Annotated in this window: 21 protein-coding genes; 5 read left to right on the top strand and 16 right to left on the bottom strand. The window is 50.6% G+C overall.

Annotated elements, in window-relative coordinates:
• Nucleotide 1: 1 nt before the first annotated feature.
• From ACYP03_RS10270 to ACYP03_RS10235, 8 genes are all read right to left on the bottom strand, one after another.
• Entirely contained in the window at nucleotides 2-127 is a 126-nt protein-coding gene (locus tag ACYP03_RS10270) for a hypothetical protein (protein ID WP_256549311.1), read from the bottom strand.
• A 130-nt stretch (nucleotides 128-257) separates the two neighbouring features.
• On the bottom strand, nucleotides 258-1,040 hold the full coding sequence (locus tag ACYP03_RS10265) for a hypothetical protein (RefSeq protein WP_459779591.1): 783 nt from the start codon (nucleotides 1,038-1,040) through the stop codon (nucleotides 258-260).
• The gene (locus ACYP03_RS10260) at nucleotides 1,003-1,515 is read right to left on the bottom strand and encodes a hypothetical protein (protein ID WP_254589117.1); all 513 of its coding nucleotides are present in this window, start codon (nucleotides 1,513-1,515) and stop codon (nucleotides 1,003-1,005) included. Before ACYP03_RS10260 ends, ACYP03_RS10265 begins: the two co-directional genes overlap by 38 nt.
• A complete protein-coding gene (locus ACYP03_RS10255) occupies nucleotides 1,481-1,975 on the bottom strand; it encodes a hypothetical protein (RefSeq protein WP_459779587.1) in 495 nt (164 codons plus the stop codon). The genes ACYP03_RS10260 and ACYP03_RS10255 overlap by 35 nt, the downstream gene beginning before the upstream one ends.
• A complete protein-coding gene (locus ACYP03_RS10250) occupies nucleotides 1,968-2,276 on the bottom strand; it encodes a hypothetical protein (RefSeq protein WP_459779584.1) in 309 nt (102 codons plus the stop codon). Before ACYP03_RS10250 ends, ACYP03_RS10255 begins: the two co-directional genes overlap by 8 nt.
• Entirely contained in the window at nucleotides 2,276-4,057 is a 1,782-nt protein-coding gene (locus ACYP03_RS10245; RefSeq protein ID WP_459779582.1) for a replication endonuclease, read from the bottom strand. The genes ACYP03_RS10250 and ACYP03_RS10245 overlap by 1 nt, the downstream gene beginning before the upstream one ends.
• Nucleotides 4,057-4,245 (bottom strand): hypothetical protein, encoded by a 189-nt coding sequence (locus tag ACYP03_RS10240; RefSeq protein ID WP_459779579.1) that lies wholly within the window; start codon nucleotides 4,243-4,245, stop codon nucleotides 4,057-4,059. Before ACYP03_RS10240 ends, ACYP03_RS10245 begins: the two co-directional genes overlap by 1 nt.
• 10 nt (nucleotides 4,246-4,255) lie before the next feature.
• Nucleotides 4,256-4,492, bottom strand: coding sequence for a hypothetical protein (locus tag ACYP03_RS10235; protein WP_459779577.1), 237 nt, complete (start codon nucleotides 4,490-4,492; stop codon nucleotides 4,256-4,258).
• 112 nt (nucleotides 4,493-4,604) lie between these two features.
• Between ACYP03_RS10235 and ACYP03_RS10230 the strand changes: the two genes are divergently transcribed.
• Nucleotides 4,605-5,372 (top strand): helix-turn-helix domain-containing protein, encoded by a 768-nt coding sequence (locus tag ACYP03_RS10230; protein WP_459779575.1) that lies wholly within the window; start codon nucleotides 4,605-4,607, stop codon nucleotides 5,370-5,372.
• Nucleotides 5,369-6,364 carry a phage integrase gene (locus tag ACYP03_RS10225; protein ID WP_459779573.1) on the top strand — a complete coding sequence of 332 codons (996 nt, stop codon included), beginning with the start codon at nucleotides 5,369-5,371 and terminating at the stop codon, nucleotides 6,362-6,364. Before ACYP03_RS10230 ends, ACYP03_RS10225 begins: the two co-directional genes overlap by 4 nt.
• A 126-nt stretch (nucleotides 6,365-6,490) precedes the next feature.
• On the opposite strand, the gene fliJ is transcribed toward ACYP03_RS10225, so the two are convergent.
• The 8 genes from fliJ to ACYP03_RS10185 are packed head-to-tail and all read right to left on the bottom strand — an operon-like array spanning nucleotide 6,491 to nucleotide 14,440.
• Entirely contained in the window at nucleotides 6,491-6,925 is a 435-nt protein-coding gene (gene fliJ / locus ACYP03_RS10220; RefSeq protein WP_248139943.1) for a flagellar export protein FliJ, read from the bottom strand.
• A 13-nt stretch (nucleotides 6,926-6,938) separates the two neighbouring features.
• Complete coding sequence (fliI, locus tag ACYP03_RS10215) at nucleotides 6,939-8,255, bottom strand: flagellar protein export ATPase FliI (RefSeq protein WP_459779848.1); 1,317 nt, start codon at nucleotides 8,253-8,255, stop codon at nucleotides 6,939-6,941.
• A 19-nt stretch (nucleotides 8,256-8,274) separates the two neighbouring features.
• Nucleotides 8,275-9,096: a flagellar assembly protein FliH gene (gene fliH / locus ACYP03_RS10210; protein WP_459779570.1), complete on the bottom strand. Its 822-nt coding sequence runs from the start codon at nucleotides 9,094-9,096 to the stop codon at nucleotides 8,275-8,277.
• 3 nt (nucleotides 9,097-9,099) lie between these two features.
• Entirely contained in the window at nucleotides 9,100-10,128 is a 1,029-nt protein-coding gene (locus tag ACYP03_RS10205) for a flagellar motor switch protein FliG (RefSeq protein ID WP_248139939.1), read from the bottom strand.
• Nucleotides 10,106-11,815 carry a flagellar basal-body MS-ring/collar protein FliF gene (gene fliF, locus ACYP03_RS10200; protein ID WP_248139937.1) on the bottom strand — a complete coding sequence of 570 codons (1,710 nt, stop codon included), beginning with the start codon at nucleotides 11,813-11,815 and terminating at the stop codon, nucleotides 10,106-10,108. The genes ACYP03_RS10205 and fliF overlap by 23 nt, the downstream gene beginning before the upstream one ends.
• 3 nt (nucleotides 11,816-11,818) lie before the next feature.
• Nucleotides 11,819-12,169, bottom strand: a complete 351-nt coding sequence (gene fliE, locus ACYP03_RS10195; RefSeq protein ID WP_248139935.1) for a flagellar hook-basal body complex protein FliE — start codon at nucleotides 12,167-12,169, stop codon at nucleotides 11,819-11,821.
• 16 nt (nucleotides 12,170-12,185) lie between these two features.
• Complete coding sequence (locus ACYP03_RS10190; RefSeq protein WP_248139933.1) at nucleotides 12,186-13,550, bottom strand: sigma-54-dependent transcriptional regulator; 1,365 nt, start codon at nucleotides 13,548-13,550, stop codon at nucleotides 12,186-12,188.
• Nucleotides 13,550-14,440: a MotY family protein gene (locus ACYP03_RS10185; protein WP_459779566.1), complete on the bottom strand. Its 891-nt coding sequence runs from the start codon at nucleotides 14,438-14,440 to the stop codon at nucleotides 13,550-13,552. Before ACYP03_RS10185 ends, ACYP03_RS10190 begins: the two co-directional genes overlap by 1 nt.
• A 511-nt stretch (nucleotides 14,441-14,951) precedes the next feature.
• On the opposite strand from ACYP03_RS10185, the gene ACYP03_RS10180 reads away from it, so the two are divergent.
• From ACYP03_RS10180 to fliP, 3 genes are all read left to right on the top strand, one after another.
• Nucleotides 14,952-15,767, top strand: coding sequence for a FliM/FliN family flagellar motor switch protein (locus ACYP03_RS10180; RefSeq protein WP_248139929.1), 816 nt, complete (start codon nucleotides 14,952-14,954; stop codon nucleotides 15,765-15,767).
• Nucleotides 15,768-15,794: 27 nt separating this feature from the next.
• Nucleotides 15,795-16,196, top strand: a complete 402-nt coding sequence (gene fliN, locus ACYP03_RS10175) for a flagellar motor switch protein FliN (RefSeq protein WP_371929400.1) — start codon at nucleotides 15,795-15,797, stop codon at nucleotides 16,194-16,196.
• A gap of 122 nt (nucleotides 16,197-16,318) precedes the next feature.
• A complete protein-coding gene (fliP, locus tag ACYP03_RS10170) occupies nucleotides 16,319-16,975 on the top strand; it encodes a flagellar type III secretion system pore protein FliP (RefSeq protein ID WP_371929399.1) in 657 nt (218 codons plus the stop codon).
• Nucleotides 16,976-16,979 lie beyond the last annotated feature (4 nt).

The following is a 16,979-nucleotide window of genomic DNA, read 5'->3' as shown; positions in this document are numbered from 1 at the left end:
ATTAAAACCACCCGTTACCGTAGATTGTTTCTTTGATTTTTTTCAGACTGGAGACGTTGTTGATCACTGCGATAATCACCAGCGTGACCAGTACCGTCATCAGCAACACTTTGTGCTCTTTTTTCATAGCGTTCCTTTGTGTGGTTGGAAGATAGCGCCGTAATGGCAGGGCTATGAAAACGACTTTCGGCAGGATTGAAAATGAGAAGAAACCTATAGGTTGGGCGAGTAACCTATAGGTTTAGATGAGAGGTAGGTCACACAGATTTTTGGCTGTTTTTCCGGTAGGTCAGGGAAACTTTCCGGCCTGTCTGGCAGTTCAGTGCCCCTTTGCGGTAGTTCCCCACACCGTCCTCAACGTGGATGAAATCCGCGATCGGTTTGTTGATTTCCAGCTTGTTCATTTTGGCCGAGCGCAAGGCCGCAATATCTGCCACAGGCACGGATTTCGCATCCGATAAATACTTCGCATCATTCATCGAATTGACCGCGCACAGATACCACGTCGGGGACTGCGTGGTGATGGTTTTCGGCACCTCCTGCCCCCGCTGGAATACCGTCGTCACGATACCGCCATACTGACGGGCGCCGCGCAACAGCTCCCCGGTTTTCCCCTTCAGGGTGCCCGCCGTGGGCGAGCAGGACGCCAGCTCTTCAATGCAGATTTCAAGGGGCGCTTTGCGGCCATCCAGCACCGACCACACCGCCGCCGAGAAGAATTCCAGCTCATCAAACACCAAATCCGCCGGGATGTAGGCAATCTTAAAGGCGCTTTGTCCCTGACGGGCTTTCACCAGTGCCTTGAGGAAATCCGCCTTTGAGTGGAAGCCTCTGACCTGCTGGCCCTGAAAGGGCTTCCCGGCGTAGTTCTCATAAGGGTCAAAGAACAACGCCTGCGCCTTGGCGGTGATGAATTTCCCGTGCTTGACCAGTGAGGTTTTTCCGCTACCCGTGCCGCCGATAATGACCCGGTGCAACGGGTCAAGATGGGTGTTGGAATTCTTAGGCCGCGGCAAGTTCAGGATCGGCTTTTTCGCCATCGTCCACCTCCTGCTGTTCCTGCGCTGCGGCCAGTTGGGCGCGCTTCTCCGCCCGAAGCCCTTTCACCTGACGGGCCGTGACGCCGCCCAGACCGACCACGGCTACCAAGAAGAGGATTTCTTCTTTGTACTGGCCGAGCCAGTTCAGCCACGTTGCCCCGTGTTTCTGCATCAAAGGCCCGGCAGCCTTGAGCACTTTACCCTTGGCTTTCTCGTCGTATTCAAAGTCCATGCCGATGGCAAAGCTGATCGCCTGCTCAGACAGGACAAAACCCAAGTCCAGCAAATCCACCGCCGCTTCTGCCGCGTCGTCATCGTTGGCTGCATCCTGAGCCACGTCATCCGGCTCCGGGGTTTCCTGTGATTCAAGCTGCTGAATCGCCGCGCCCCAGTCCGACCAATCATCCACTGTGGGCTGCTCTTCCGGGAGATCGAACATCTCAGTTTGTTGCAAGTTTTCCGCTGTCGCTGTCATCTTTCTTTCCTTTACTCAGACCAATCAAAATCATTACCAGTACAAATAACCCGATGAACCACGGATACAGGGTTTTCCAGTGGATTTTCGGGGCGTTTTTCTCAGGCTCTGTTAACGCTGGAAACCCGTCATCACTGGTTTGGGAAACGCTCACGGGGAGCGTTTCGATAACGGTTTGAACCGACTCTTTTGCGGTTTCCCTGACGGTTTCAATGGGCGTTTCCCCCAGTTCCTGAACCGTTTCCACTTTGTGCTTTTCAATGTATTCATGCATGGCACTGCTGTTTGTACTGTTCCCGCACCGGGGGCAGCGATAATAGAGCTTGCCGATGTTGCGAGGGTTCTTCGGCGGCTCGCCGGATTCCATCAGGCGGTGCTCTCCGGTCATGTGAACCGTGCAGACCTCGCCACAATCCGGCACGGTGCAGCGGATATAGCCGCGGGTCGGGTTCTTACTCATCTTCGCCCCCGGCCAGTTGTGCCAGGCGGGCTTGCACTTCGGCCCGATAGCCGGCACGTGCTTTCGCGCTGATCCCGTCGAGTATTTCCAGCTTTTCGAAGAAATCACCCGGCAGGCCGATGGCCTCCAAGCTCAGGGAGCCACCGCTGAACATCACGGCAGACACCTTTTTCACCAGCACTTTCATATCCAGCGCCTTGAGCTTTTCTATCTCCCCTTTCACTTCCACAGACAGGGCTTCAGCGGTCTCAATGGCTTTCTCAGCATGGCGTAGCTGTTCGGCGGTCATGGTTTGAATCATCACAGTTCTCCTCTGGTCATCACGATTCGATTGTTTGCCAGCTTGAGCTGGCAGTCTTTATCAATTGGCACTTTGGCCCCGGCCAACAGGGGATTTATCAGGCACTGCACCCCGGCAAGGCTCCATCCGGTCACCCGTTGAAGGTGCTCTCCGAGCTGGGAGTTACAGTTATTTTCAGTGCTCCAAGGGGAGCCGCTCCGCGACTCTAAAAGCGCCCCCAACTCAGACTTTTTCACGAGTCGGTAAGTCTCGCTGCAGGTCGCAATGAAGGTGCTCACCCCTTCAGAGAACCAGTGAAAGCCGATGGCTTTCTTCACGGTTTCGCCGTACTGGTTTTGTTTTTCTTCATAGGCCAGCCGGGCATCGGTAGCGAGCTGGCAAAACAGCGACCACTTGGAGGAATCCGCCGCCTGTCGCAGGGCTTCGAGTTTCGGGTCAATGCGGGTTTGTTCTTCAGTAGCCCGGCGCAGATGACGCCACAGGGACACAGGTTCGCCGCCGAACTGCTGAAACTGGCGGATACGGTGAACGGACGCCCACGCCCGAACCCGAAACGCGCTTTCTTCGGCTTCGGTTTCCGGCATGTGCTGGCCGTTGATGTTTTTGGAGACGTACTTCGCGATGTAAGCCGTTGCCCCACCCTTGGCCGGGTCAGCTTCCTTGACGTCAAAGCGCGGGGAAATGTCCTGTCCCAGCTCATCCCGGTCTTCAGCGGTTGCGACGCCGGAAATGATGTTAATCAGGGTGTCTTTGTCTTTCGGGTGGCAGAACAGGAAGTAATGGCCGTGACTGGTGCCGTCCTTGTGCGGCTCTGCCACGCGAAAGCCGAAGTAATGAATGTCTTCTTTGGCTATCAGGGCACGGGCCTGCGCCCACTGCTGCATCAGGTTACCGTGGCCTTCTTTGACACTCGCGCCGTTCCACTTCTTCGAGTTGCGGTGATATTTGCTTGGCAGCGTCCATGTCAGGAACAACGCCGTATAACCTAAATCCAGCGCCAGCTCTTCAAAGCCACGGGAGCGCACCATCATTTCAATCCGGCGGTTTTCCGGGTTGGCCGTGGTGCGTTTAATCACTTCTTCAAGGTCGAAGTGCTCCCCGGTGGCCTCGTTGTAAACGACGGTACTCTGGACGAACCGCTCCGCTTCACGCTGCTTGTTCTTCCAGTTCTGGAACGACGGATAGGAAATGTATTTCGACTGGTGCCCCTTGTCGCCAACGCGCTCAAGGGCAATCTGTGCGTACTCGATGTACTGGGAACGCAGGTGCATCAGGCGGCGCTCAATCCATTCTTCAGACTGCATTTTCAGCACTGAAGCCGTGAGTTCTTGCTCGGCCCGTTCTTCTTCCATCTTGTCGCCCGGCATGACTGGCGGGTTGACGGAAATGGCGCGAAGGTTCTCAGCCAAGACCGCATAGATGTGCTTCATCGCAGACAGAAAGCTGTCAAAAACCTGCGGGTCAATGTCCTGCATTGCCTGCATATTCTCATCAGCGACCAGACGGGCCAGCTTACGCACCGCCTCATCTTTCATCAGGATGTGGTGGGTCAGGCGCTCGGACTTGACCCGGTTGCGGAAGTCCACAAAGGAAAACTTGTCTTCAATGAAGGGCGCGACTTTCAGACCGAACTTGACCGCCTCATCGGCGAAGCGGTCGAGATTGTCACGGGTAGCCCCGCCGCGCTGCTGGCGGCTGGCTATTTTGGTGCGGATATCCTGACGGACGATTTGCGGAAGACGCTTTAAGAAATGACGAGTAAAAACAGTACCGTGTTGCATTACTCTTGAACCTCATAACAGCCGGACGGCGTACATTTGTAATTCAGTGGGCGGGGTGTGTAGCTTCGCTTTCGTATCCCGTGCTTTTCCCGCAATTTGCCCAGCAGGAACCGGGCACGCTGGCGTTTCTTCGGGTCAGGATTGACCATGCCAGCCATGTCGGGACAAGGGGCGTGAATCGGATCCATGGTTGCCCCCTTAAATTGCTGATTTCCAATCTTGATATTTTTCAGCTTGCTCTAAAGCCAATAATTCAAGCGCTCTCATGTTGATGAAGTTCAAGCCTCGTTCGTGCCGTTCCCGTTTCAATAAAGGCAACATGCCCCGTTTTATCTGGCCTCGAACAGCATCAAGTGTCTGCCCGGTTATCTCTGCATACATCTGAGGGGTAACAAATGGCGCAGAATGTTGACGGATGTTGTTTTCTGATTTCATTTTTTCACCTATCATTGACCTTTATTGCTAACAAAGTCACCTTGTTTTCCTTAGTTGCCATTCATAATAGATCCTAAGGAAAACAGAAGTCAACAAAAAAGGATTGCGAATTATGCGAGAGTGGTTTTTGTCAACAGAACTAGTTGAGATAGAAGGCATGCCTAGCAGCCGACAAGGAGTGAGCGTAAAAGCAAATAGAAACAACTGGTTAAAAAGAAAAGCGCAGGGTAAAGGGAGTGCAGTTGAGTACCATATCTCTAACTTTCATGAGAATGCGCAAAAAACTTTAATTGACTTGCATGGTTCAGAGTATGAAAAAAAACACTTACCGGAAACAATGGCAAGCCTAAGGAAAACAGGCGACAAATACAGAGAGCTTGAGTACAAGAAGCCTTCATTGTTTGACTCAAAAGAACCCAATGCTTCAGCAATTTTTGAAGCTTTACCTGTTCATGAAGCAGACACTATAGACATTCCAGAATTTAACGTACAAGCAGCCGCTGGAGCTGGCTGTCTTAGTAATACCGAGTATCAAACTAGCGTGTTTACTGTATCTACAGCCCTTGTTCGAAGCCTTGGCCTTCTCCCTGAATATTCCGCAATCGTATTTTGCTCGGGTGAAAGCATGTTGCCGACAATGGACGATGGTGATCGAATTCTTGTTGACACCAGAGAGTTAACTGAACCTGTCAAAGACGGGGTCTATGTCATTCGCATTGATGAAATGGTTTATGTGAAACGACTAAAGTGGAACATCTTGAAGCAAAGTTACACCGTAGTATCAGACAACCCGGACTACGAAAGCTTCGAAATGGCGGGTGATGATCTCAAGCGCCTTAAAATCATTGGCCGTGCTGCAATGGTGATGAGATCACTATGAGCATCAAAAAAGATGGAAATAAATGGCTGGTCGATATCAGGCCAGCCGGGAGGGACGGCAAACGCTTCAGACGAAAATTTGATAAGAAGTCCGAGGCATTAGCTTACGAAAAACATATTCTTGCAAGGGCACATAATAAGGAGTGGCTAGGCACCCCCATTGATAACAGAAAACTATCTGAACTTATTGAAATTTGGTGGAAAAAATCTGGCCAGTTTAAGAGAAGCGCTGATGATTACCTTGAAAAGCTTCAGTTGATATGTGCTGAATTAGAAGACCCGGCGGTCAATAAAATTGACTATAAGTTTCTGTCTGACTGGGTGCACTATCGACTTGAAAAAGGGAACAAATCAACAACAGTTCGCCGTTTGATAAGCACTGTCAGCAATGTGTTCACTGTTCTCATTTCGACTGGTGATTACACTGGTACTCACCCTATTAAAGGGTTTAAGCTGCCCAAAATAATTCCTTGCGAAATGTCTTTCCTAACTGAAAGCCAAATCAGTCAATTACTGGATGCTGTGAAACATAATGATGAACTGAGAAAAGTTGTTGAAATATGCTTGGCGACAGGTTCAAGGTGGCGAGAAACAGTCACATTAAAAGCAACTAACCTGTCCCCTTACCGTATCCGGTTTACTAATACAAAAACAGGAAAACCGAGAACAGTTCCTATCAGTAAAACTTTGTATGAACGCATTTATCCTAAAACAGGTAGTCATGTTTTTTCATACGACCCACAGTCAGAGCTATATGAGATCTTGGAAAAACTTGATTTTGGCTTACCCAAAGGGCAGAAAGCGCATGTCTTAAGACATACTTTTGCAAGCCACTTTGTCATGAAAGGGGGAAACATTCTCACACTACGTGACATACTCGGCCACGCGAATATCTCTCAAACCATGACCTATGCTCATCTGGCACCCGATCATCTCATTGATGCAGTGCACCTTAACCCACTCAGTCAAATAGAAAATCAGACGTCCACATAGTGTCCACCTTTATAACCTTAAATAGACCTTAGTGACAATTAACATGATTAATTATCACTTTAAATCAATAAGATAACCCATCATCGACCTTGAAGAACCTTAATAAAAAGCGCCCGAGGGCGCTTTTTAGATGGATGGACGTTTGTATCTGGCGTTGATCAAATCTTCAATAAACTTTTGCTCTTTTCTGGCCTGCTCATACCGTTGTTTAGCTTTCCAGCGTTCCATGACGGTTTCCAGACCTTTCACTTTGATCTGGCTTTGCTCCAGCGCTTTTTTGGTCCGCTGACTTTCTGCATGCATCAGCGCCATTTCGTGCTGCTGATGAGCGATCAGGCGATTGAGCATTGCATTGACTTGCGTGGTGTTTTGCAATGCAATCGGGTTGACCCCGCCGACTCCTTCCGGAAGACTGCCGGATTTTAAGTCAGCCAGTGCTTCCAACTGTTGAGCAAAGAAACCAACCTGCTCTTGCTGACGGGCTAAATCCTGGCCCTGACGGTCTCGCTGCTGCTCAGCAATTTGCTGAAGCTGGCTGACAGCTTTCAGTTTTCCTTTCATTGCCCGCTCCTTGTCAACCTTGCTGTGTCTGGGTAAATAATTCGGCCAGACGAACCAGCGACTGCTGGTAATCCGTCACTTCATCCACCTGCTGAACCAAAAAGTCTTTCAGTAACGGGAACATCCGCACCGACAGATCCAGTTCAGGATCCTGCCCTGGCTGATAACCACCCAGCGGCAGCAATTCTTTCACCTGAAGATAATTCGCATTCAGCTGTCGAAAACGGTTTGCCACCGTAACATGCGAAGTTTCGGTACAACTGCTCATACAGCGGCTGATCGATGCATTAATATCAATCGCCGGATAGTGCCCCTGCTCTGCCAGTGAACGCGACAACACCACATGGCCATCCAGAATAGCCCGGGCAGAGTCGACCACAGGATCCTGCTGATCATCCCCGTCCGCCAGAACGGTATAAATAGCCGTCAGACTGCCGTCCGGGTGTTCACCGTTACCGGCACGTTCCAGTAATTGCGGTAACTGACCAAAGACTGAAGGCGGATAACCCCGGGAAGCCGGTGGTTCGCCCAGAGACAAAGCAATTTCACGCTGCGCCATGGCATAACGGGTTAGCGAATCCATCAACAACAGGACGTCTTTCCCTTTATCCCGGAAATATTCGGCAACACGATGGCAAAGCTTGGTCGCGCGCAGGCGCATCAGAGGAGATTCATCCGCAGGCGCAGCAATCACCACCGCACGCTTCATCCCTTCTTCACCCAGATTCCGCTCAATAAACTCCCGAACCTCACGCCCCCGTTCACCAATCAGTCCGACCACGACAATGTCGGCTTTGGTGTTTTTGGTGATCATGCCCATCAGCACACTCTTACCTACACCACTGCCGGCCATCAGACCGATGCGCTGACCTTTACCCAGCGTCAGCAGGCCGTTCATGGCGCGAATACCCACATCTAAGGGGGTATCGACCATCCGGCGCTTCATCGGGTTAATCGGCTGAGGATTGAGAGAAACTTTCTCGCCCCCTTTCAGTGGGCCCAGATCGTCAAAAGGCTCGCCAAGGCCATTCACGACCCTGCCGAGCCAATGCTCGCCCAATGCAACTGTACTGTCGCCATCAAGCGGAATGACTTTGGCGCCGGCATATAAACCGCCCAGCTGGCGTACCGGCATCAGATATGCGACATCCCGGTCAAAACCAACGACCTGAGCTTCGATTGCTTCTCCGTCATCGGTTTCGACCAGACAGCGTTGTTCCAGTCTGAATTTGCAGCCAACGGCCTGAAGCATCAGACCGTTGACTTTCACCAACCGCCCGGTCACCCGGGCAATCGGTATGGATGACATCGACGCAATCGCATCATTCATACGTTCATGAAATGCGCTGTCACTCACTGACTTCCTCCACACGCTCTGTGGCAGATACCTCTTCTGACTTCACATCGGTCACTAATTGCGAACCATTTGTGGATTCCAGAAGATGTTCACGGAGGGTTTCCATACAGGCTTCCAGCCGTGCATCGCTGCTGGCGTCTGCTTCAGCCTGGTCAGTCACCAGCTGCACACCGCCGATCGGCATTTCTTTATCCGCTACCAGTTTCCAGCTCGGATGCAGCTTCGGATTCAGGTTGTTGATCCGCTCCAGATCCTGCGGGTTCAGGTGCACAATCACCTTGTCCGTGTTTCCGGGCATGCTATCGAGCGTCTCATCGACCAGCGCCAGGATCTGCTGCGGCATTAGTGTCAGCTCGGCACGAATGACCTGCTGAGCGACTTTCTGAACCAGGGAGCAAATCTGCTCACGCTGTGCGTGCTCACGCTCGTCCTGCCATTGCTGAATATGCGCCTGCAGCGCATGCAGCGGGGCCATCACAGATTCATACTTATCACGGCCCTGGCTTTCACCTTTGGCATAACCTTGCTGAAAGCCATCCTGCTGCCCCAGATTGAAACCCTGCTGGCGGCCCTGCTCTACGCCCTGACGAAGACCTTCTTCATGACCCTGCTGCAACCCCTGCTGGAAACCATCTTCCAGACGTTTCTGCAACGCAGCCTGATGCTCCTGGGCATTAAACTGAGGCTCTTCAGCCAGATGATTCAGGTCCTGAGATTCATCATCGGTGCCCTGAATCATTGGCTTGACCATCGGAGGAAAACGATGAGAGCGGTATTCACCCGGATTCAGGCGCATCACTTTAACTGAACGCATCGCTTACTCCACTGTTTGTTCCTGGTACAGACTCAGTTCGATTTCACCGGCATCAGCCAGTTCACGGACGATCTGCATGATCTCCTGACGAGCCTTCTCAACACGGGAGAGCGGCATGGCACCACGCATGGCCATTTCGTCGTCCAGCGAGTTTGCCATCCGTTGTGGCATCGACTGTTTGATCGCCATCTGCAGTTTGAGATCTGCACCTTTGAGTGCGGTTGCCCACATATCGATTGAAATTTCCTGAACCAGACGGTCCATGGTTGCTTCGCGCTGACGGGCAAGAATCACGAAGTCGAACATGTTCTCTTCGATCTCGCTGACCACTTTCTCGTCGTGCAGCTTCAGCATTTCCATCAACTGAGCACGATCACCTTCAAAGCGGTTGATAATGTCAGCAGCCTGCTTGGCACCCATCACCGACGCACCATGTCCGCCAGACACCTGCTGGATACAACGGTCGATCAGCTGATGCAGATCCTGCGCGATTTCATGATCAATCTCATTCAGGCGTGCCACCCGGTAAATCAGCTCATCATGCTGCTCCGACGGCAGTTTCGCCAGTACTTCAGACGATGTTTCCGGCGGCAGATAAGCCAGGAAAATGGCCTGCATCTGCGGGTGTTCCTGACTGATGAACTTCGCAATGACGTCAGTGTCGACCCACTGCAGACGCTGCATATTGTTCCGCAGTTCATCGCCATAAATACTGTTCAGTACACCTTTTGCCAGATCATTCCCCAACGCTTTCGACAGGGTATTCGACAGATAATCTTTCGAAGCACCCCGGATACCACTGTGGGCACGAAAATCATCAAAAAAGCGCTGAATCACAACTTTGGCATTTTCACTTTTAATCCCGGTCAGTTTGGCCATTGAACGGGTGACGCGTTGTACTTCTTCGCGGGAGAAGTAACGCAGCACCTGCGCGGCTGCGTCCTCTCCCATCCCCAGCAGAACCAGTGCTGTTTTATCCACACTGCTCAGGGTTTGCATGTCTGCCGGATTAGTTGTCTCGGTTTTGCTCATTTCCATTCACCCATTGTTTGAGGACTTCAGCAACACGCTGTGGCTCTTCGCTGGCAATCAGTGTCAGGTGCTTCAGCTGGATGTGCAGAGGCGAACCAGAAGGCGGCAACATCATTTCAGCATCAGCGTCCAGACCATTGGTGGTGTGGCTCAACCCTCGGTCAGACAGACGACGGTTCAGCTCATTTTCCTGTGCCTTCTCATCCAGTTCTTTACTCAGGATGTCATCCGGCAGGCTGGCAATTTCCATCTCACGGCGTGCTTTATCCACACCCGTCAGATGACGGATTAGCGGACGCAGGACAAAGAAGATCATTGCCAGTCCCAGCAGACCGCCGATGATGTAACGCAGCGGTTGTTGCAGCGCGGTATCCTGCCACCAAGGCATTGGCGCAACCGGGTCGATACTCAGCGGCTTAAAGTTAAAGCTCATCAGGCTCAGGCTGTCACCACGGACATTATTCAGACCTACGGCTTCAGAAATCATCTGGCTGATTTCAGCCTTCTGGGCATCATTCCAGGCCTTTTGATCTGGAGCCACTTTATCGTTCAGCAGCACAGAAACATTCAGTTTTTTGATTTGTCCCTGCTGGAACTGGGTATGACGCACGCTGCTGCCAAGGGCATACTGACGATTCACTTCAGAGCGCTCACTGGTATTTTTCGGCGAGTCTGTTTTTTTATCGTCTTCAACCGTTGGCGGCTGATTGCTCAGAGAGCCTGGTACACCCAGCGCAATTTTATCGACCGAGTTATTTTCGATACTGTGTTCAGAGCGTACAACCGGATTGTTATCAACCATTTCACGGGTTTCTTCAATACGGTTGAAATCCAGATCCGCAGCGACCTGAATCCGGAAGTTGCTCGGACCCAGCAATGGGGTCAGCATGTCAGAAGCACGCTGGATAATTTGTTTCTCCAGGTTTTTCTGATATTCCAGATACTTGGTGTTCATGCGGCCATTGGTCTCAGAACCAATGTCTGCACTCAGCAGACGACCGAACTGATCAACCACTGAAACCTGATCGGCGGCCATCCCCGTCACACTGCCAGACACCAGATTCACGATGGCTTCCACCTGCTCCGGCTTGAGATCCTCACCGGATTTCAGTTCAACCATGACGGAAGCCGTTGGCTTTTCACCGTTCTGACGAACAAACAGAGTCTGACGCGGAATCGCCAGATGAACGCGGGCGTTGTTCACGGCATTCATAGAAATGATGGTACGAGCCAGCTCACCTTCCAGTCCGTGACGGTAACGTGCCGTTTCCATAAACTGGCTGGTTCCCAGAGAAGAATCTGTCTGCAGTGACTCCAATCCGGTTGGCAGTTTGGCTTTGACACCTTTCGCTGCCAGCAGCATCCGCACTTCAGCAACTTTTCCGTCTTCAACCAGCACCTGACCGTTTGTTTCCTGTAAACGGTATGGAATGCCTTCAGCTTCAAGCACTGAAATAATTTCGCTGGTATCAAAACGCTCTTGCTGACTGTAGAGCGGACGATAGCTTTGTGTTGAGGTCCACAAAGCAACCACAATAATGGCTGCAACAACTGCGGCCAGAGCCGCAGACAGCACCAGATTTCGCTGACTGCTGTACCAGGCTTGTTTCGCCCGGTTCAGCAAAGAGTTTTCAGAACGGTCAGATGCGGTCAGTTCAGCTGCCGTTGCTTGAGTAATCATGGTCATAACTTACACCGGCATCTTCATTACATCTTCAAACGCACCGACCACCTTGTTTCTCACCTGCATCAGCGCAGAGAAAGACAGACTGGCCTTCTGACTGGCAATCATCGCACCAACCAGATCATCACTTTTGCCGGTTTCAACCGCAGTCATTTTTGCGCTGGCAACCGCCTGATGACCATTCACCAGGTCAAGCACTTCAGTCATCGCTGAAGAAAAAGAAAGCGGCTTGACTTGCTGGTCTAAAGGGTTGGCTTTCACAGTCACATCCTGCCCGGCCTGAGCTTGCATGAGCTGCATTTTTTCCAGCATAAGTTGCTGGGCTGTTGTTGTCTGCGTCATATTCGTCGCAAGCATGTGTGTCTCCTAATCGTTATGCTGCTGAGCCAATTTGTGAAATATCAATGCCTTGCTCACGCATTGCCGCTAATTTGTATCGCAGTGCCCGGGTCGTTACACCCAGTGCTTTTGCTGTCATGGTTCTGTTGCCTTCATGCTGTTTCAATACATCGAGCACATACTGAAATTCAGCCTGTTTTTTTGCACCAATATGCCCTTGCTCAGTCCCCATCGCGACTGGCGCAACCGGCATGTATTCAGGTTTAATAGCCTGAACCTTGCTGGTGTCGACAGGCAGCATCAGATCCTGAGCTGTGATGAAATCACCGTGCCGCATTACCAGTGCACGCTGAATAATGTTTTCCAGTTCACGAATATTGCCGGGCCAGTGGTACTGCAACATCATTTGCTGCGCATCTGATGACATCTGACAGGCACTGCCCTGCTGATATTTACTGATAAAGAAATTTGCTAAAGGAAGAATATCTTCAGGACGTTCACGCAGCGGCGGCCAGTGGAGCGGCAATACATCCAGACGGTAGTAAAGGTCTTCACGGAAAGTGCCATCCTGAACGGCCAGACGCAGGTCTTTATTGGTTGCAGCAATCACCCGGATATCCAGCTTGATTGTCTTATGGCTGCCGACCCGTTCAACTTCACGTTCCTGCAGTACCCGCAGGAGTTTGGCCTGAAGCGCAGGAGACATTTCTGCAATTTCATCCAGCAGAATGGTGCCGCCGTTTGCTTCTTCAAACTTACCGCTCTGACTGCCGGTCGCACCGGTAAATGCGCCTTTCACATGACCGAACAACACCGCTTCAAGCATAGATTCAGGAATGGCTGCACAGTTCACCGCAACAAAAGGCATTTTGCTGCGCGGTGACTGCTGATGAACGTAACGAGCCAGCACTTCTTTCCCTGTACCGGATTCTCCGGTAATCAGAACACTGGCATGGGTGCAGGCTGCGCGGTGAGCCAGTTGCAGAATCTGTTTACTGCGCCAGGACTCCGCCACAATATCTGACATGGGTTTCTGTAAAGCTTCAACGCGGGCGATCAGACTCAGCAATTGTGCAGGTTCAAAAGGTTTCAGAAGATAATCTGTCGCACCGGCTTTCATGGCTTCAGCAGCCAGCAAGCCTTCATGCTGATCAACAATTGCGATGGCAATCCGGCGCTGCTGAGGATCAGCAACGGTCTGGCTGAAGCGAACCCACTCGGTCAATGCCATATCTGGTAAAGCGGAGCTGACCAGAGTGATAGCAGCACGGTGAGATTGCAATCCGGCTTTGCCGGAAGTCAGATAATCTACCTGATAACCAGCCTGCTCCAGCACCTGTATAACTTGCTGAGCCTGCTGCCTGTCCGGTTCAATGAGCTGAATCGTTTTCGTTAACATTACTGAACCCTGCTTTTATCATTGTTATCAGCACGCAAAACCCTCACCGTTACCCTGCGGTTCAACGCCTGGCCCTGTGCTGTCTTGTTGTTCGCAATCGGATAACGCGCGCCATGTGCCCTGATCTGAATCAGATTATTTTTGACACCGGCTTCACGAAGAAAACTCGCGATATCATCCGCACGTACTTTCGAAACCTGAATATTGCCAAGGTTGGAACCCACAATGTCGCTGTGCCCGTCAATCAGCACTTTACTGACAGATTTATCCAGGCGAATGTATTCGGCCAGCTTAGTCAGGGTTTCCTTTTGTTCCGGGGATACGGTGCGTTGTCCCATCTCGTACTGGAACACCATATCTCTTGCCTGACGGTACGACATTGCAGGTAAGCGGGAACGGCAGGCACTGAATTCAGCTAATGCATCTGACATATTGACGCTGGACAGCATCAGATCGACCGGCGAATTGGTGTTCTGGTAAGTTAAAGCGATTCTTGCCCACTGCCCCGCGGTCATGCCATCCAGCAATGTGTCAACGGCACCGGTACCGGTAAATCTCACTTCCGTCGGATCCACCTGCTTACCCGGGCTCAGGGAAGTCTGCTTAGGTGTTTCAACCCAAGGGCCATCCTGAAGGTATAAACCTGCGCGGTCGAACTGAGCGAGAGGACGCATCGGTTTCACTTTAAGAATCAGATTTTCGCCCGCGTCTGCCACGAAACCGACTTCACCGAAGTTTTGCACCTGCTGATTTAATGAGCAGTGAAACGTACCGCCCCGGTATTTCCATTCGACAAGATCCATTGGCGTAGAAACAACTTTTGCTTCAACAGAACCCGCCGCAAGAGCAATTAATAAGAATGTGTATTTCTTGTTGAATGAAATTAACATTTTACCCTTCTCAGATTTTTGGTGATACCAAAATTCAATTATGTCCGAGGAACCAACTTAGCCAAAATTATTAAACAACCAAATTGCTTTTTTATTTCTATATATCTTTTCCTTGCTCAAAATCACTTTAATTCGATTAAGGTGATCTCGATTCAATTTATATTTGACGCACCAATGACACTAAATTGACACAGACATGACATTGCTCCCACTGTTTGATTTAACTTGATATAGCTTCAAAAACAGCAACTTGAGAGCAATATCAAATGAATAAAATAGTGCGTCTTTTTAAAGCGGGCATAAAAGTCTCATCAATTCATATATAAGAAAACCCTGTATATGAAGTTATAATCAACATGTGGACTAACATCACAAATTTAAAATCAATAACTAAAACACAAGAATTAGCTCAGGCTAGACTTAGCGGAACTAATAGTGGTTAAAGCCAATTCGAAGTAAATAACAATCGCAACCTTAATTTGTTGCATATGAGTTCTGACGGATATGCCATATGAAAAAAATTGAGTTAAACAGTGCTCAACATTTCCCCAAACTGAATGTTGAACATTTAGGGCGCCCTATTCATGTCATTCGGGAAGAATTACAAAAAACTTTCTCGCAGGCAGATTCGTCAATCACTCAGGATCTACAACGCTGGGTGAAAGACAAAAACCTGAGCTTCAGACTATCGGATATTCAGCTGGCCAGCAGACAACCAGCCGATCTTGATGAGCACGCTTCTGTCATCCGCCATCAGACTGGCGGCATGGTTCAGGCTCAGTTGGATATCAGTATGCTTCTGGCGCTGTCGGACAAGTTCTATAACGCCGATATCGACCGCAGTCATATCAGCGATGCTTCAAACAAACTGACTGCCAGTGACCTGCGTTTACAGCAGCGACTGCTGGAACGTCTGTGTGCACTGATTGCAGAGAGCGGGCAATGGACAATGACAGATGATGCGATGCGTCATGGCATTGGGCTGCTGGCCACCTTCACAGTCAGTTACCGTAAAAAATCCGCTGACTTTACCCTCTACCTGGATGAAACCATGTTGCAGTCTCTGATGGATGACATGGCCATTCATACCAATGACCAGTTAGACGAAGGTTTCCGCAAAGTACTGGAGAGCACGCCGGTGACTCTTCACGCCACCCTTTGCCAGAAAAAAATGCCTTTAGACGATGTACTCAAACTGCGTCCTGATGACGTATTGAATATCGATCTGCTCACTAATGTTCCGGTTCGTATTGGCCAGGAGCATTTATTTAACGGATGCGTGGCCGACAAAGATGGCCAACTCGTTCTGATTCTAAATGATAAATAAACTACACAGGACCCCAAAATGACCGATTTGAATGAGATGACTGACGTAAACGCATTCAGCGAAGACGATCTGAACTTTGATGATCTGGATCTGGATCAGCTGGATGATGACGTTGAAGCCAGTCAGGAATCCGGTACTGCCTCCCCTTTCATCCCTTACGATGAAGTACCGTCCAGAGATATTAATTTCTTCAAGAAAATTCCTGTCACGGTCACACTGGAAGTTTCCAGCACCGAAGTCTCTCTCGGCGAACTGATGAAAGCCGGTGAAGGCAGCGTGATTGAACTGGACAAGCTCAATGGTGAACCACTGGACGTCAAAGTGAACGGTTCTCTGATGGGCCACGCTGAAGTCGTTGTGGTCAATGACAAATACGGCCTGCGTCTGATTGATATCGTGGACTCACCGCTTAACTCCGTGGAATCCTGATAATGCTCCGCAGTCTCTGTCGTGTTTTAGCCCGCGCCGGCGGGCTATCCTTAGCCGGTTTTCTGATATTGACGCTTTCTTCACACCCGGCATTCGCTTCTGATACGGGTGGCCTGACGCTGATGACAGTTTCAGACGGCACCTCTAATCAGGAATACAGTGTCAAGCTTCAAGTGCTGCTCCTGATGACGGCACTGAGTTTACTGCCTGCATTTCTGCTGATGGCAACCAGCTTTACTCGCATCATTATTGTACTGGCCATTCTGCGTCAGGCCCTCGGCCTGCAGCAGAGTCCGCCAAACCGGGTACTGGTGGGGATTGCGCTGGCGCTGACGCTACTCATTATGCGTCCGGTATGGACTGATGTGTATGAACACGCCTTCAAGCCCTATGACGCAGGTCAGATCACGCTGATGGAAGCTTTCTCTGTGGCAGAAAAACCCGTCAAGGATTTCATGCTCAGACAAACCCAGCAAACGTCTCTTGAGCAGATGCTGCATATTGCAAACGAGCCTCTGGATCAGAAAGCAGAAGATCTGTCCTTTGCCGTGGTGCTGCCGGCCTTTGTGATCAGCGAGCTGAAAACAGCCTTTCAGATTGGTTTTATGCTGTTCATTCCGTTTCTCATCATCGACCTGGTTGTGGCCAGCGTGCTGATGGCCATGGGGATGATGATGCTTTCACCACTGATTATTTCGCTGCCTTTTAAACTGGTCGTATTTGTTCTGGCCGATGGCTGGACCATGACAGTCGGCACACTGTCGGCAAGTTTCGGCTAGGAGA

It is taken from the genome of Photobacterium sp. R1, from assembly GCF_054600795.1.
Note: the sequence above shows the minus strand (reverse complement) of the source record. Positions and strands in the feature narration are given on the sequence as shown.

What these genes read in the sequence shown, in the direction of transcription:
- ACYP03_RS10270 (WP_256549311.1), bottom strand. Translation starts at nt 127, where the DNA reads ATGAAAAAAGAGCACAAAGTGTTGCTGATGACGGTACTGGTCACGCTG.
- ACYP03_RS10265 (WP_459779591.1), bottom strand. Translation starts at nt 1,040, where the DNA reads ATGGCGAAAAAGCCGATCCTGAACTTGCCGCGGCCTAAGAATTCCAAC.
- ACYP03_RS10260 (WP_254589117.1), bottom strand. Translation starts at nt 1,515, where the DNA reads ATGACAGCGACAGCGGAAAACTTGCAACAAACTGAGATGTTCGATCTC.
- ACYP03_RS10255 (WP_459779587.1), bottom strand. Translation starts at nt 1,975, where the DNA reads ATGAGTAAGAACCCGACCCGCGGCTATATCCGCTGCACCGTGCCGGAT.
- ACYP03_RS10250 (WP_459779584.1), bottom strand. Translation starts at nt 2,276, where the DNA reads ATGATTCAAACCATGACCGCCGAACAGCTACGCCATGCTGAGAAAGCC.
- ACYP03_RS10245 (WP_459779582.1), bottom strand. Translation starts at nt 4,057, where the DNA reads ATGCAACACGGTACTGTTTTTACTCGTCATTTCTTAAAGCGTCTTCCG.
- ACYP03_RS10240 (WP_459779579.1), bottom strand. Translation starts at nt 4,245, where the DNA reads ATGGATCCGATTCACGCCCCTTGTCCCGACATGGCTGGCATGGTCAAT.
- ACYP03_RS10235 (WP_459779577.1), bottom strand. Translation starts at nt 4,492, where the DNA reads ATGAAATCAGAAAACAACATCCGTCAACATTCTGCGCCATTTGTTACC.
- ACYP03_RS10230 (WP_459779575.1), top strand. Translation starts at nt 4,605, where the DNA reads ATGCGAGAGTGGTTTTTGTCAACAGAACTAGTTGAGATAGAAGGCATG.
- ACYP03_RS10225 (WP_459779573.1), top strand. Translation starts at nt 5,369, where the DNA reads ATGAGCATCAAAAAAGATGGAAATAAATGGCTGGTCGATATCAGGCCA.
- fliJ (WP_248139943.1), bottom strand. Translation starts at nt 6,925, where the DNA reads ATGAAAGGAAAACTGAAAGCTGTCAGCCAGCTTCAGCAAATTGCTGAG.
- fliI (WP_459779848.1), bottom strand. Translation starts at nt 8,255, where the DNA reads ATGAATGATGCGATTGCGTCGATGTCATCCATACCGATTGCCCGGGTG.
- fliH (WP_459779570.1), bottom strand. Translation starts at nt 9,096, where the DNA reads ATGCGTTCAGTTAAAGTGATGCGCCTGAATCCGGGTGAATACCGCTCT.
- ACYP03_RS10205 (WP_248139939.1), bottom strand. Translation starts at nt 10,128, where the DNA reads ATGAGCAAAACCGAGACAACTAATCCGGCAGACATGCAAACCCTGAGC.
- fliF (WP_248139937.1), bottom strand. Translation starts at nt 11,815, where the DNA reads ATGACCATGATTACTCAAGCAACGGCAGCTGAACTGACCGCATCTGAC.
- fliE (WP_248139935.1), bottom strand. Translation starts at nt 12,169, where the DNA reads ATGCTTGCGACGAATATGACGCAGACAACAACAGCCCAGCAACTTATG.
- ACYP03_RS10190 (WP_248139933.1), bottom strand. Translation starts at nt 13,550, where the DNA reads ATGTTAACGAAAACGATTCAGCTCATTGAACCGGACAGGCAGCAGGCT.
- ACYP03_RS10185 (WP_459779566.1), bottom strand. Translation starts at nt 14,440, where the DNA reads ATGTTAATTTCATTCAACAAGAAATACACATTCTTATTAATTGCTCTT.
- ACYP03_RS10180 (WP_248139929.1), top strand. Translation starts at nt 14,952, where the DNA reads ATGAAAAAAATTGAGTTAAACAGTGCTCAACATTTCCCCAAACTGAAT.
- fliP (WP_371929399.1), top strand. Translation starts at nt 16,319, where the DNA reads ATGACAGTTTCAGACGGCACCTCTAATCAGGAATACAGTGTCAAGCTT.